Annotated in this window: 14 protein-coding genes and 1 pseudogene; 8 read left to right on the top strand and 7 right to left on the bottom strand. The window is 63.8% G+C overall.

Annotated features, from left to right (window positions below; all coding sequences use genetic code 11):
* Positions 1–45: 45 nt before the first annotated feature.
* A complete protein-coding gene (locus BM177_RS12320) occupies positions 46–654 on the bottom strand; it encodes a J domain-containing protein (RefSeq protein WP_091682789.1) in 609 nt (202 codons plus the stop codon).
* Between the two features lie 248 nt (positions 655–902).
* Between BM177_RS12320 and BM177_RS12310 the strand changes: the two genes are divergently transcribed.
* A complete protein-coding gene (locus BM177_RS12310) occupies positions 903–1,211 on the top strand; it encodes a BolA family protein (protein ID WP_091682785.1) in 309 nt (102 codons plus the stop codon).
* 15 nt (positions 1,212–1,226) lie between these two features.
* Here the strand turns inward: BM177_RS12310 and BM177_RS12305 are convergent, their stop codons facing one another.
* Positions 1,227–1,964: a 4'-phosphopantetheinyl transferase family protein gene (locus BM177_RS12305; RefSeq protein ID WP_175492591.1), complete on the bottom strand. Its 738-nt coding sequence runs from the start codon at positions 1,962–1,964 to the stop codon at positions 1,227–1,229.
* Positions 1,965–2,148: 184 nt separating this feature from the next.
* On the opposite strand from BM177_RS12305, the gene BM177_RS12300 reads away from it, so the two are divergent.
* From BM177_RS12300 to BM177_RS12280, 5 genes are all read left to right on the top strand, one after another.
* Complete coding sequence (locus tag BM177_RS12300) at positions 2,149–2,802, top strand: phosphohydrolase (RefSeq protein ID WP_091682781.1); 654 nt, start codon at positions 2,149–2,151, stop codon at positions 2,800–2,802.
* 66 nt (positions 2,803–2,868) lie between these two features.
* Positions 2,869–3,381: a tyrosine phosphatase family protein gene (locus BM177_RS12295; protein WP_091682779.1), complete on the top strand. Its 513-nt coding sequence runs from the start codon at positions 2,869–2,871 to the stop codon at positions 3,379–3,381.
* Between the two features lie 133 nt (positions 3,382–3,514).
* Positions 3,515–3,763: an exodeoxyribonuclease VII small subunit gene (locus BM177_RS12290; protein ID WP_091682776.1), complete on the top strand. Its 249-nt coding sequence runs from the start codon at positions 3,515–3,517 to the stop codon at positions 3,761–3,763.
* A 35-nt stretch (positions 3,764–3,798) separates the two neighbouring features.
* On the top strand, positions 3,799–4,467 hold the full coding sequence (locus tag BM177_RS20935; RefSeq protein WP_091682952.1) for a cysteine rich repeat-containing protein: 669 nt from the start codon (positions 3,799–3,801) through the stop codon (positions 4,465–4,467).
* A gap of 64 nt (positions 4,468–4,531) precedes the next feature.
* Positions 4,532–5,218, top strand: coding sequence for a fumarylacetoacetate hydrolase family protein (locus tag BM177_RS12280; RefSeq protein WP_091682773.1), 687 nt, complete (start codon positions 4,532–4,534; stop codon positions 5,216–5,218).
* A gap of 140 nt (positions 5,219–5,358) precedes the next feature.
* Here BM177_RS12280 and BM177_RS12275 read toward each other — a convergent pair.
* Positions 5,359–5,786, bottom strand: a pseudogene (locus tag BM177_RS12275) (GFA family protein).
* Positions 5,787–5,817: 31 nt separating this feature from the next.
* On the bottom strand, positions 5,818–7,983 hold the full coding sequence (gene glyS, locus BM177_RS12270; RefSeq protein ID WP_091682770.1) for a glycine--tRNA ligase subunit beta: 2,166 nt from the start codon (positions 7,981–7,983) through the stop codon (positions 5,818–5,820).
* A 122-nt stretch (positions 7,984–8,105) separates the two neighbouring features.
* Between glyS and BM177_RS12265 the strand changes: the two genes are divergently transcribed.
* Positions 8,106–8,642, top strand: a complete 537-nt coding sequence (locus tag BM177_RS12265; protein ID WP_091682767.1) for a hypothetical protein — start codon at positions 8,106–8,108, stop codon at positions 8,640–8,642.
* 110 nt (positions 8,643–8,752) lie between these two features.
* The gene (locus BM177_RS12260; RefSeq protein WP_091682765.1) at positions 8,753–9,064 is read left to right on the top strand and encodes a hypothetical protein; all 312 of its coding nucleotides are present in this window, start codon (positions 8,753–8,755) and stop codon (positions 9,062–9,064) included.
* Between the two features lie 148 nt (positions 9,065–9,212).
* Here the strand turns inward: BM177_RS12260 and BM177_RS12255 are convergent, their stop codons facing one another.
* From BM177_RS12255 to hisC, 3 genes are read right to left on the bottom strand one after another with little or no spacing between them, the layout of a single operon-like run.
* The gene (locus BM177_RS12255) at positions 9,213–10,169 is read right to left on the bottom strand and encodes a glycine--tRNA ligase subunit alpha (protein ID WP_091682763.1); all 957 of its coding nucleotides are present in this window, start codon (positions 10,167–10,169) and stop codon (positions 9,213–9,215) included.
* Positions 10,170–10,215: 46 nt separating this feature from the next.
* Positions 10,216–11,163: a prephenate/arogenate dehydrogenase family protein gene (locus BM177_RS12250; protein ID WP_091682761.1), complete on the bottom strand. Its 948-nt coding sequence runs from the start codon at positions 11,161–11,163 to the stop codon at positions 10,216–10,218.
* Entirely contained in the window at positions 11,156–12,268 is a 1,113-nt protein-coding gene (gene hisC / locus BM177_RS12245) for a histidinol-phosphate transaminase (protein WP_091682950.1), read from the bottom strand. The genes BM177_RS12250 and hisC overlap by 8 nt, the downstream gene beginning before the upstream one ends.
* Positions 12,269–12,293: the final 25 nt, after the last annotated feature.

Raw genomic sequence — 12,293 nt, 5'->3', positions numbered from 1 at the left:
ACGCCCGCTCTCCCGGAATGATGACCGGGCGCGGCAGAAGCCGGGCTATCCGGCGGGTTTGACCGTTCTCAAATAATTATAGGCGCGGATGATTTCGCGCAGTTTATCCTCGTTCGACCTGTCCCCGCCATTGGCGTCGGGATGTAGCCTCTTGACCAGGTCCTTGTAGCGCGCCTTGATCGAGGCAGGATCGGCGCCGTCGTCGAGACCCAACTGGTCGAGGGCCTTCAGCGCCGCGACTCCATACCGGGGTTTGGCGGGGCTTCTGGAAGGCGGGCCGGCGTTGGGATGCCGGAACATTCCAAGGGTATCGCCGGGGCTCGAGGGGTCGTCGCCTTCCTCGCGGAAGTTCTTGCCGGTGCGGTTTGATCCCATCGACCAGGTCGGTCGATGCCCGACGAGGGCGTCACGCTGATATACGGCGACCGCCTCGGGGGTCATGCCGTTGAAATAATTATAGGAGGCGTTGTACTCGCGGACATGGTCGAGGCAGAAACTGAAATATTGTCCTTCCCGCAGCCGGCCCATCGGCGCGCGGAACTCGCCGGGCGCGCGGCAGCCCGGATGGTTGCAAAGCGGCTGCGACGGGCGCGCCGCCTGCTTCGGTTCCGATTTGACCCTGATGCGGTCGAAGAGACGAGAATTTAAATCCATGACGGCCGCATTATGAATGTCTTTGAGGTAGCCGCAAGGCGCATCCGCACGTTAAGACGAGAAATGAGCGGATCGCGGCGGTGATAAAAGTCGCAGTCCGTCTGGCGCGGCGATTGCTCGGTGGTTTTGTCGCCGCGGATCTGCGCGGGGGACTTGATTTTGCCGGCGGCCCCGCGATTTCTTCCGGAAGGCCGAGGTGAGGCCAAGGTGGACCAAGGCGAGGCCAAGCGAAGTTAAGGAGGCCAGGAATGAGTGACCATAATCAAGCGTCGGCCGGCGATCGAATCCGATCGAAACTGAAATCCGCCTTCGATCCTGTCTTGATGGAAGTGATCGACGAATCCCGCAAGCACGCCGGACACGCGCATCTCGTGACCCAGCCGGGAACGGCGGGCGGCGCAGGAGAGACGCATTTCAAGATCAAGGTGGTCGCCGACGCTTTCAAAGGCAAGAGCCGGATCGACCGGCACCGCGCCATTAATGATCTGCTGCGCGCGGAACTCAATGGAGGCGTGCATGCGCTGGCGATCGAGGCGAAGGCGCCGGGAGAAGTTTGAGGAAGGGCGCCAGTTCTATAGCGGAGCCAGAGCGAACGCCGCCGAATAGCGCTGCGGCGCTTCGAGCGGTTCGACCCGGACGGCTGCGAGATCGAGCGCGGCGCGGCCCGGTTCGAGATTTCCGGCTTCTCGATGAAGCCTGAACCCTTCCGCGGTCAATTCCACCGAAAAATCGCGCAGGCGCTCCGTAATTCCCGCCCCGAACGATTTCAGGACCGCCTCCTTGCAGCTCCAGATCCGGTAAAACGAACGCAATCGCGCCGCTCCCTCAAGAGAGGCGAGAGAGCGATATTCCTCGTCAGAGAAAAACCCCCGGGCCAATTGCAATTCGTCGATCGTATCGCGCATGATTTCGATGTCGACGCCGATGGCGCGCCCTCGCGCGATCCCGATCAGGGCGAAGGCGCCGGAATGCGATACGTTGAAATCGAGCCGTCCGCCGCCGCCTTGGACATCAAGGCTCTCCGCAAGATACGGTTTGCCGTAAGGACCGGCTTCGAACCGGATCTTTGCGGCGGTCAGGCCGGTCGCGTTCGCCAGCAGATGACGCAGGGCCGCGCGGGTCAGGGCGAACCGGCGCCGGTCCTCGTCGCGCAGAAAACGGTTGGCGCGGTCCTGTTCGTCGGCGGACAGAACGTTTGGGTCGAGCCTGAATGCTTCGAGATCGACACGCCATAGCGCAAAGAGCCTGTCCTTAACGCCGAGCCTCCGCAAGCCCGATCGCGGGTCATGAAGCGCTAAATCTTCTTCCATCCGTGCAGAATCTCTGGGGCGTGTTAGAGAAGGCGGCCGCCCGCCGCGAAGCTGTAGAGACCATGAAACCGCAGCTGGGGCCAGAGCCGCGCCTGATCCCGCCTTTGGCGCTTGCATGAACGAAACCCGGAAAGTTGCATCGGTGAAGCGCGGACAATTGCATCAGTGAAACGCGGACAATTACATGAGTGAAACGCGCGCCTGGGTCAGGCTATTTTCCGGCAAACGCCTCGATCTGCTCAATCCGACGCCGTTCGACTGGGAGGATCGCGACCTTGCGATCGGGCTGGCGCGGACCTATCGCTGGGGCGGCCATTCGGCCTGGCCCCTGCCGCTGTCCGTCGCGCAGCATTCGCTCCTCGTCCTCGCCATGAGGAGGCTTTCTTCCCCTGCGTTGAAAGACCCCAAGGCGGAGCTTCGCGAGCTCCTCCACGACGCCGACGAGGGGCTGCTGGGATTTGACTGCATTTCGGTGGTGAAGCCTTTTCTTGGGAGCGCTTACCGCGATCTGACCGCGATGCTCGAGAACGCCGTGGGCCTGCGCTACGGCCTGGCGCCGTGGACGCCCGAGGAATGGAAAGCGCACAAGCGGGCCGATCGCATCGCCGCCGCTTCCGAAGCCGTGCATGTCGTCGGCTGGACGCAAGCGGAAGTGCGGCGCGTCCTGCGGATTCCCTACACGCCTCTGCCCGCGGATCCGCTGCAGAAAATGTTCGGGGGCGCCGCCTGGGAGCCGTGGTCTCCCACCCTCGCGGCGGACCGGTTTCTCGCCGAACTTTCGGGTTTGACCGGGAAGGCGGGCCAAGGCGGTTCCGCATCGCAGCATTTGGGTTTATAGTCATGCATTGCGTTGGGCGCCGCCGGGGGGGGGGCGGCTCGCCGGACGCGCAAGTTTGAGGATGGTATGGGGCGCATTCACGTTTGTTCCTTGGCGAAGGTTCCCGACATGGTCCGGCGAACCGGCTCCCGGACGCTTGTCACCTTGATCGATGAAGGAACTCCGGTTCCGCGCCCGCATCCGATCACGCCCGACCGGCATCTGCTTGTCGTCATTTCAGACATCGTCAAGGAACTGGACGGCCATATCCTTGCTTCGGACGCGCATGTCGGCGAGCTTCTGGCGTTCGTGAAGCAATGGGACCGGACCCATCCGATGCTGATCCATTGCTATGCGGGCGTCAGCCGCTCGACCGCCGCCGCCTTCATCGCGGCCTGCGCTCTCAGCCCAAGGCGCGACGAAGACGAGATCGCGCAGGCCATCCGCCGGAACTCGCCGACCGCGACCCCCAATGCGCGGCTGGTTTCGATCGCCGACAGCATGCTGGGCCGGGACGGGCGCATGGCCGCCGCTGTCGAAAGGATCGGCCGCGGCCGGGATTGCTATGAGGGCGTCCCCTTCGCGCTTGACTTGCACTGACGCTCAAGCGCGTCTAGAGCATATTCCGATCGGATTGAATCGATCCCATCGACAAGACTATGCTCAAGTCTTTGACTCTGGAGCGATTTGCGATCGCGCTGTCGCCGACAGCCGGACTTCGGGAAACGCCAACGTGCCGGACGCCAAAGAGGATGTCGCCTCGCTGTCTTTCGAGGCCGCGCTCAAGGAACTCGAGGGCATCGTCGACCAGCTCGAAAAGGGCTCCGTCGCGCTCGAGCAATCTATCGCGATTTATGCTCGCGGCGAGGCCTTGAAGAAACATTGCGAAGGTCTGTTGCGGAGCGCCGAGCAGAGGATCGAAAAGATCACATTGGGCCCGGACGGGCGCCCAAGCGGCGCCGAACCGCTTGATGCGGGCTGATGCGCGACGGGCGCGAATGTGGCGGGAGGGCGCGAATGAGTGAAAGCATGGGCTGGGGCCTTCAGGCGCGGCTCCGCTGCGCATCTATTGTCGGCCTGCTGATTCTCCCGGCCGCGGCGCTCGCCCAGCAGCCGACGCAAGCCGAAATCAGCGCCGTCAGGGCGTCCTGCCAATCCGACTATCGCGCCCATTGCGCCAGCGTCCCGCCGGGCGGCTCCGCGTCGCTCGCCTGCCTGAAGGGAAATGCGGCGAGTCTCTCGCCTGCTTGCCTCAAAGCGGTCAACGCCGTCGGCGGCGCGGCGCCCTCGTCCCAACAGACGCCCTCGTCTCAACAAACGCCTTCGCCCGAGCAGACGCCTTCGCCCCAACAACCGGGACGTCAGGCGACGCCGGCGCAAGCGCCCGTCGCGACTTCCGCTCCCGCCGCGCCTTTGCCTCCCGCGCCCGCGACTGCGCCTTCCCCTTCCGCGACTGCGCCTTCCCCGTCAGCGCCCGCGGCGCCCGCCCCTCGCGCGCAATCCTATCCGCCCATGGCGCCGCGCGAGGAATTCATGATCCTTCGGCGCGCCTGCGGACGCGATGTGCGCATCTTGTGCGGCGATGTTCTGCCGGGCGGCGGCCGGGTGATTGCATGTCTTCGCGACAATTCCGCCTCGCTGTCCGGGCGCTGCAAGGCGGCGATCATGGGAGCGATGGAGCGGTGATCACACGCCTTGTCGGGCGGCCCCGGCGTTTGTCGCGTCCGGAACATCATTGAGGTTGAAGTCCATGGGTGATTACGCCTTCGCCGAACCGCCGATCGTCTCGCTCCCGTCGATGTCGACGAAACCGTTTCCGGTCCGCCGCATCTTCTGCGTCGGCCAGAACTACAGCGACCACGCGAAGGAGATGGGGTCGGATCCGGCCGTCGATCCGCCGTTTTTCTTCATGAAGCCGGCGCAGGCCATTTTGCAGAACGGCTCGGTGATGCCCTATCCGCCGGGCACGAGCGATCTCCAGCACGAAGTCGAACTGGTGGTCGCGATGGCGATGGGCGGCAGGGACATCCCGGCCGACAAAGTCAACGATATGGTCTTCGGCTACGCGACGGGCCTCGACATGACGAAGCGCGACACGCAGGGCGCGGCGAAGAAAAAAGGTCAGCCCTGGGAGATGTCGAAGGCGTTCGACCATTCGGCGCCATGTTCTTCGATCATTCCGGAGATGTACACGGGCGTCGTCGCCAAGGGCAGGATCGAGTGCAAGGTCAATGGGCAGGTGCGTCAGAGCGCCGACCTCGCCGACATGATCTGGGGCGTGCCGCAGATCGTGAGCTTCCTGTCGCAACTCGTCGAGGTCTGGCCCGGCGACCTCATCTTCACCGGAACGCCCGCCGGCGTCGGCCCTGTGGTCAAGGGCGACAAGATCGAGGCGACGATCGCGGGCCTGGAGCCGCTGCTGATCGAGATCGGGTGATGGGTTCTCGCGATGTTTTTGAGGATGAGCGCACGCGTGCGTCCTATGCGCGACGCCCGCGCCTATCCAGCGCTGCCGGACGGCTCCGTGCTGCTGTGCCGTTCCCGCGTTTGTTCATCGTCGCGACGCGGTGATCGAGCCTATTCTGGCGCGGCTTCTCCCGATCCGCCCATTTCAGCGGGCAAATCCTTGAGCTTTGGCAGGCCGTCGCGGATGGGGAGAACGGTCTCCTGGTAATTGACGTGCACTTGCGGGGCGAACGGAAAGTCGGGGATGGTCGCGGCGTAGACGTCGATCAGACCCCATTGCGGGTGCGTGGTCATGAGATGGCCGCCGCAGATTCGGCAATAATGGCGATGGCTTCGTTCCGTCTTGCATAGGTCGCGACGTGTTCCGCGCCCTTTGAAACCTTAACCGCCTCGGCCGGCCAGAGCGTGAAGGCATTGACTGGGCTCGCCGACCAGGAGCGGCACGAACGGCAATGGCAATAGCCCTGGGCCTTTGGCGCGCCGCTGGCGGAAATCTCGATGGCCCCGCAAAAACACGCTCCTTGCGTAGTCTCGCTCATGCTGATCCTTTCCCTGCCGAAACGTTTGACCTCATCCCGCGATCTTGGAAAAATCCGCGACCTCGTGCATGGCGCGGCGCAATCCGTTGAGAAGCCGCAGCCGGTTCAGGCGCAGGTCCGGGTCAGGGGCGTTGACTGTCACCTTCTCGAAGAAGCCGTCGACCGGCGCCCTGAGCGTTGCGAGCGCGGCCATGGCGCCGGCGTAATCTTCACGTTCCAAAGAGGCTTTCGCTTCGACGGCGGCGCGATCAAGGGCGCCCGCGAGCGCTTTCTCCTCGGGTTCGACGAGTGCGTCTTGCGAATAGTCTTGCGCAAAAGACGCGGCTTCCGCCTCGCCCGCCTTTTTTTCCTCGGCCCGCACAATGTTCGCCGCGCGGCGATAGCCCGCGAGCAGGTTTCCGCCTTCCTCGGTGTCGAGGAATTTCCCCAGCGCCTCAACCCGGCGCACGATGAGCAGCAGATCGTCCTGCCCCGGCAGGGCGAAGACGGCGTCGATGAGATCATGCCGCGCGCCGCGCTCGCGCAAAGAGACTTTCAGCCGGTCGGCGAAGAAGTCGAGCAGCGAAGGGATTACTTCTACCTCACGCAACGTGCCGGCAGGCCGTGTTTCACCTGTCTCCGTATCGTAGACTTGTGAATTGCTGACGGGCGTTTGATTTGCCAAAGCGCCTTTCAAAACGCCCTGTAGCGCAAGCCGCAATTCGTTGTCCAGAACAAGCGCGATCACCCCGAGCGCGGCGCGGCGCAGGGCGTAAGGGTCCTTGCTGCCGGTAGGCTTTTCATCGATCAGCCAGAACCCGGTGAGGGCGTCGAGCTTGTCGGCGAGCGCCACGCTGATCGCGACCTGATCGTTCGGCACGCGGTCGTTTGGTCCTTGCGGCTTGTAATGATCCTCGATGGCGCCGGCGACGCTTGCGTCCTCGGCCTGCGCGCTGGCGTAATAGCGGCCCATCAGTCCTTGCAGTTCGGGAAACTCGCCAACCATCTCGGAGGTGAGGTCCGCCTTGGCGAGCCGCGCCGCGCGCGCCGCTTTCCCGGAGTCGGCGCCGATGACTCCCGCGATCTCGCGGGCGAGCCGCTCCAGCCGTCCGACGCGCGCGCCCTGCGTGCCGAGTTTTTCGTGAAAGACGATAGTCTCGAGTTTCGGCAGTCTGTCTTCGAGCCTGATTTTAAGATCGCTTTCCCAGAAAAATTTGGCGTCGGACAGGCGCGCCCGCACTACCCGCTCATTGCCCGCGACGATGGCCGCGCCGCCGTCTTCCGCCTCGATATTCGCGACGAGAATGAACTTGTTGGCGAGGCCTCCGCTGGCCTGACGCCTCAGCACAAAGCATTTCTGATTGGCGCGGATCGTCGCGCGGATCACTTCGGCCGGAAGGTCGAGAAAGCCGGCGTCGAATTCGCCCATCAGCACCACGGGCCATTCGACAAGCCCCGCCGCCTCGTTGAGGAGCGCGTCGTCCTCGACGAGTTCAAGACCCTGGGCCAGGGCGAGGTCGCGCGCGTCGTAGAGGATGATGTCGCGTCGGCGCGCGGAATCGAGCACGACTTTCGCCTTTTCGAGCGCTGGCGCGTAATCGTCGAAGCGCCGGACCTTGATCGCGCCGGGGGCCATGAAGCGATGGCCGAAGGTGATGCTGGACGCCTCGACGCCATCGACGGCGAAGGCGACGACGTCCGGATCCTCGGTCTCGGGTCCGAAGGTCGCGAGGATCGAGTGCAGCGGGCGCACCCAGCGCAGTGACTCGGGCTGCGCCGAGGCCGCGCCCCAGCGCATGGATTTCGGCCAGGGAAAGCGTTTGATCAGCGGCGGCAGGAGGCTTGCCAGGACGTCGAGCGTCGGCTGACCGGCGCGCTCGACGACGGCGACATAGAATTCGCCTTTTTTCGGATCGCGGACGATCTTGGCCTGTTCGATGTTTTCAAGCCCGGCGCTCTTCAGAAAACCGTCGACGGCGGCTTGCGGCGCGCCGACGCGCGGACCTTTTTTCTCTTCGCGCAGATCGCGCTGGCGCGCGGGCAGACCGGCGATGTGCAAGGCGAGACGGCGAGGAGTGGCGAAGCTCGCGGCGCCTTCGCCCTCAAGTCCCTGAGCCGCAAGGGCCTCGGTCACGAGACGTTTCAGATCGTCCGCCGCCTGCGCCTGCATGCGCGCGGGGATTTCTTCGGAAAACAATTCGAGAAGGAGGTCGGGCATGGACCAGCTTTAGCATGAGACGGGCGGATTTTGCGAGGGCGCCAAAGTTGAACCGGCGGACGGGCTGAAGCGGGAACAACGGAGCAGGGTACGCGTTCGCCGGTGTTCAATGGAGGAAAGCCATGAACATTTCAAGGAGTGCGGCGCTCTCGTTCGCGATCCTGCTCGGGGTCACGGCCGGAGCGAGAGCCGGCCCGATGAGCGCGCCGGGTTCGGCCATTCTCGCGCCGGCGGCAGATCAATCCGGGATAGACCAGGCGGCCTATCGCCATCCCGGCCATCATTACTACGGCCATCGTTACTATGGCCATCGTTACCATGGCCATTATCGCCACCATACCCACGGCTATTATCACCATCACGGCTATTATGCGCCCAACGCCGGCGCGGCCGTCGCCGGAGCGGCGCTCGGACTCTTGTCGACGCCCTTGGCAATAGCCTCGACGGCGTCCTGCGATCCGTTCTACGGCTGTGGTCCCTATTATGGCGGCTACGGGTATTACGGCGCCCCCTACCGGCGTCACTACGGATATTGGGGCGGGAATCGGCATTACGCCGGTTACGGCGGCCATGTCTATTCCGGACGCAGCGTCGGATTTGGCGGCCATGGATGGCATGGAGGCGGAGGGTGGCATGGAGGCGGCGGCCGGCATCGCTGAGCTGGCATCGCTGAGGCTGGATGAATCGTCACGATTCTCCGGCGGCGATGCGGGTGGAACAACGAGGCCGCGGGCGTGTTCCTTTCGTTGTCTGTCGCCGGAGAAGCGCTATGAAAATTCTCATGACGGCCGCGTTGGCCGGCCTATTATCCGTATCGGCCATCCCGGGTGCGATCAGCGGTCCAAATGTTGGATATCATTCGGGTTTGGAAGCCTCGCGGATGGTCCCGGTCGAGCTGGCGCATTACCGTGGCAATTATTATCATCACCACCGCCATTATCATCATCGCCATTATCATCATCGCTACGCATGGGGGCCGCGTATCTTCTCCGTGGCGAATGAATGGCGATGTAATCCGCTTTACGACACCGGTTGTTTTTATCCCGGGCCCTATGTCGAGTTTCCGCAATTCTACCAGTAGAGCATATTCCGATTGGAGTGAATCATTCCAATCGACAAGACTATGCTCAAGTTTTTGACTCTGGAACGATTTCTGATCGACCGAATGATCACATTCGGCCGGAAAGCGCTCTAGCGTAATCTGCGCCTGATGGAAGGATGAGGTTCGCTCAGGCCCCGCCGCCCGCGGTTGACAGCCAGGCCGCGCCGCAGGCCTTGGCGAGTTCACGCACGCGAAGAATGTAGCTTTGCCGCTCGGTTGCCGAGATGACGCCGCGCGCGTCGAGCAGGTTGAAGAGATGCGAGGCCTTGATGCATTGATCGTAGGCGGGCAGCGCGAGGAGATGAATGCCATCTTCCTCGCGCTCGCGCTCGCCGGAGCGAAGCAGCGCCTGGCACTCGGCCTCCGCGTCCCTGAAATGCCGAAACAGGCCTTCGACATCAGCGTGTTCGAAATTGTAGCGCGAATATTCCTGCTCGGCCTGAAGAAACACGTCGCCGTAAGTGACCTTTTCCGAGCCTTCGAGGCCGTTGAAATTCAAGTCCATGATGCGGTCGACGTTCTGCAGGTAGCAGGCGAGGCGTTCGAGCCCGTAGGTGAGTTCGCCCGACACCGGCGCGCATTCGACGCCCGCGACCTGCTGGAAATAAGTGAATTGCGAGACCTCCATGCCGTCGCACCAGCATTCCCAGCCAAGGCCCCAGGCCCCAAGGGTCGGACTTTCCCAGTCGTCCTCGACGAAGCGGATGTCGTGAACGCCAAAGTCGATCCCGATGGCCTTGAGCGAGGCGAGATAGAGATCCTGCAGGTCGCCTGGCGAGGGCTTCAGGATAACCTGAAACTGATAGAAATGCTGCAGCCGGTTTGGGTTTTCACCGTAACGTCCGTCCTTGGGCCGGCGCGAAGGCTGGACGAAGGCGGCCTTCCATGGGCGCGGCCCCAACGCTCTGAGGGTCGTGGCGGGATGAAACGTGCCCGCGCCGACCTCCATGTCATAGGGCTGCAGGATCACGCAGCCCTGCGCCGCCCAGAATGTTTGCAGGGTCAGGATCAGCCCCTGAAACGAGCGGGTGGGGTCGGCCGGATTCGCGGCTGCGAGTCGCTCCTTGAGCGCGGCTTCGGTCATGACAATTGCTCCAGTGGCCGGGGCGGGCGGGCCGTCTTCCTCGCCATCATTCCTCTTGCGCCCTGCGCCCGAAGTCGGGTTCGGCTGTTTCCTGGCCTTGCGCGATGATGCCGCGGCGGATCGCCCGCGTCCTTGTGAATAGTTCAGAGAGGCCGTCGCCGTCGCCGCGCCGGATCATCCGCTGCAAGGCGGTCAGATCCTCGTTGAAGCGTCCGAGCATCTCCAGCACCGCGTCCTTGTTGTTGAGGAAAATATCCCGCCACATGATCGGGTCGGACGAGGCGATGCGGGTGAAGTCGCGAAATCCGCCGGCGGAGAATTTCATGACTTCCGACTGGGTCACGGCTTCGAGGTCGGCGGCGGTGCCGACGATATTGTAGGCGATGAGATGCGGCACATGACTGGTGATGGCGAGCACGAGATCATGATGTTCGGGCGTCATCGTCTCGACGTTCGCGCCCGCTGCGGTCCAGAAGGCGGAAAGTCTCGCCAGCGCTTTCTGATCCGCGTCGGCCGGAGGGGTCAGAATGATCCAGCGGTTATGAAACAGCGCGGCGAAGCCGGCGTCCGGGCCGGAATATTCGGTTCCGGCGACGGGATGACCCGGGATAAAGCAAACTGAAGCGGGCAGATGCGGAGCGACCGCCTCGACGATCGAAACCTTGACCGAACCGACGTCGGAGACGATCGCGCCGGGAGCGAGATGAGGCCCGATCTCCCTGGCGATCGGACCCATCGCGCCGACGGGGGCGCAGAGGACGACAAGGTCGGCGCCCCTGACCGCTTCGGCGGCGGACGGGGCGACTTCGTCGGCGAATCCGAGTTCGGCCACCCGCGTGCGCACCTCCTTCGAGGCGTCGGCGGCGACGATCCTGCGCGCCAGCCCCTTGCGGCGGCAGATATGCGCGAGCGACGAGCCGATGAGACCGATGCCGATCAGGGCGACGCGGTCGAACAAGGGCTCAAAAAGCGGCGCCCCGAGACCGTCAGGCACGCGCGGGCCTCTTCGATTCCAGAAAGTCCTTCAGCGCCGCGATGACGAGACGGTTGGGCTCCTCGAGTCCGACCGTCAGGCGCAGGCAATGCGGCAGGCCGTAAGCCGCCACGGCGCGCAAGATGAGGCCGCGCTCCGTCAGGAAAAGGTCGGCGTCCTGCGCCTCGGCTTCGCTGTCGAAGTGCAGCAACAGAAAATTGCCGGCGCTGGGCGTCACTTTCAATCCGAGCGCGGAAATTTCTTGCGTCAGCCAGGCGAGCCAGCGCGCATTATGGGCGATCGCCTTGTCGAGGTGCTCCACGTCGCTGAGCGCGGCGATTCCCGCCGCCATCGCCGCGCCGCTGGTGTTGAACGGCGCCCGGATGCGATGGATCACATCGCAGATCGCGCGCGGGGCGTAACACCAGCCGAGCCGGATCGCGGCGAGGCCATAGATCTTCGAGAAGGTGCGGGTCATCGCCACATGTTCGTGGCGGGCGACGATATCGATCCCGGCCGAATAATCGGCCTGCGTCACATATTCGGCATAGGCTCCGTCGAGCACGAGCAGGACATGCGGCGGCAGCGCCGCGGCGAGGCGCTCGACCTCCGCGGCGGGCAGATAGGTCCCTGTTGGATTGTTGGGATTGGCGATGAAGACGATTCGCGTCCTTGGCCCGACCTTGGCGAGTATGGCGTCGACATCCGCCGTCAGGTTCTTCTCGGGGGCGACGACGGGAACACCGCCCGCCGCGAGGATGGCGATGCGGTAGACGAGAAATCCGTGCTCCGTATAGACGCCCTCGTCGCCAGGCTCGAGGAACGCCGAGGCGAGGAGGTGAATGATTTCATCCGATCCCGCGCCGCAGATGATCTGCGCCGGATCGAGGCCGAACCGCTCGCCGATCGCCGCGCGCAGGGCGCGCGCGGAGCCGTCGGGATAGGTCTGAAGATGGTCGCCGAAGTCGCGATAGGCCTCTTTCGCGAGCGGCGAAGGGCCAAGCGGCGTCTCGTTTGACGACAGCTTGTAGGCCTTGACCGCGCCCGCCTCGGGGCTCTTGCCGGGGATGTAGGCGTCGATATTGAGAACGCTTGCGCGTGGGCGCGGCCGGGCCGCGACCTCGATCTTGTTCATTCAATCTTACTTCCGG

The organism is Methylocapsa palsarum, assembly GCF_900114285.1.
GTDB classification, from domain to species: Bacteria; Pseudomonadota; Alphaproteobacteria; order Rhizobiales; family Beijerinckiaceae; genus Methylocapsa; species Methylocapsa palsarum.
This window is presented reverse-complemented; position numbering and strand designations above follow the sequence as displayed.

What these genes read in the sequence shown, in the direction of transcription:
- BM177_RS12320 (WP_091682789.1), bottom strand. Translation starts at nt 654, where the DNA reads ATGGATTTAAATTCTCGTCTCTTCGACCGCATCAGGGTCAAATCGGAA.
- BM177_RS12310 (WP_091682785.1), top strand. Translation starts at nt 903, where the DNA reads ATGAGTGACCATAATCAAGCGTCGGCCGGCGATCGAATCCGATCGAAA.
- BM177_RS12305 (WP_175492591.1), bottom strand. Translation starts at nt 1,964, where the DNA reads ATGGAAGAAGATTTAGCGCTTCATGACCCGCGATCGGGCTTGCGGAGG.
- BM177_RS12300 (WP_091682781.1), top strand. Translation starts at nt 2,149, where the DNA reads ATGAGTGAAACGCGCGCCTGGGTCAGGCTATTTTCCGGCAAACGCCTC.
- BM177_RS12295 (WP_091682779.1), top strand. Translation starts at nt 2,869, where the DNA reads ATGGGGCGCATTCACGTTTGTTCCTTGGCGAAGGTTCCCGACATGGTC.
- BM177_RS20935 (WP_091682952.1), top strand. Translation starts at nt 3,799, where the DNA reads ATGAGTGAAAGCATGGGCTGGGGCCTTCAGGCGCGGCTCCGCTGCGCA.
- BM177_RS12280 (WP_091682773.1), top strand. Translation starts at nt 4,532, where the DNA reads ATGGGTGATTACGCCTTCGCCGAACCGCCGATCGTCTCGCTCCCGTCG.
- glyS (WP_091682770.1), bottom strand. Translation starts at nt 7,983, where the DNA reads ATGCCCGACCTCCTTCTCGAATTGTTTTCCGAAGAAATCCCCGCGCGC.
- BM177_RS12265 (WP_091682767.1), top strand. Translation starts at nt 8,106, where the DNA reads ATGAACATTTCAAGGAGTGCGGCGCTCTCGTTCGCGATCCTGCTCGGG.
- BM177_RS12260 (WP_091682765.1), top strand. Translation starts at nt 8,753, where the DNA reads ATGAAAATTCTCATGACGGCCGCGTTGGCCGGCCTATTATCCGTATCG.
- BM177_RS12255 (WP_091682763.1), bottom strand. Translation starts at nt 10,169, where the DNA reads ATGACCGAAGCCGCGCTCAAGGAGCGACTCGCAGCCGCGAATCCGGCC.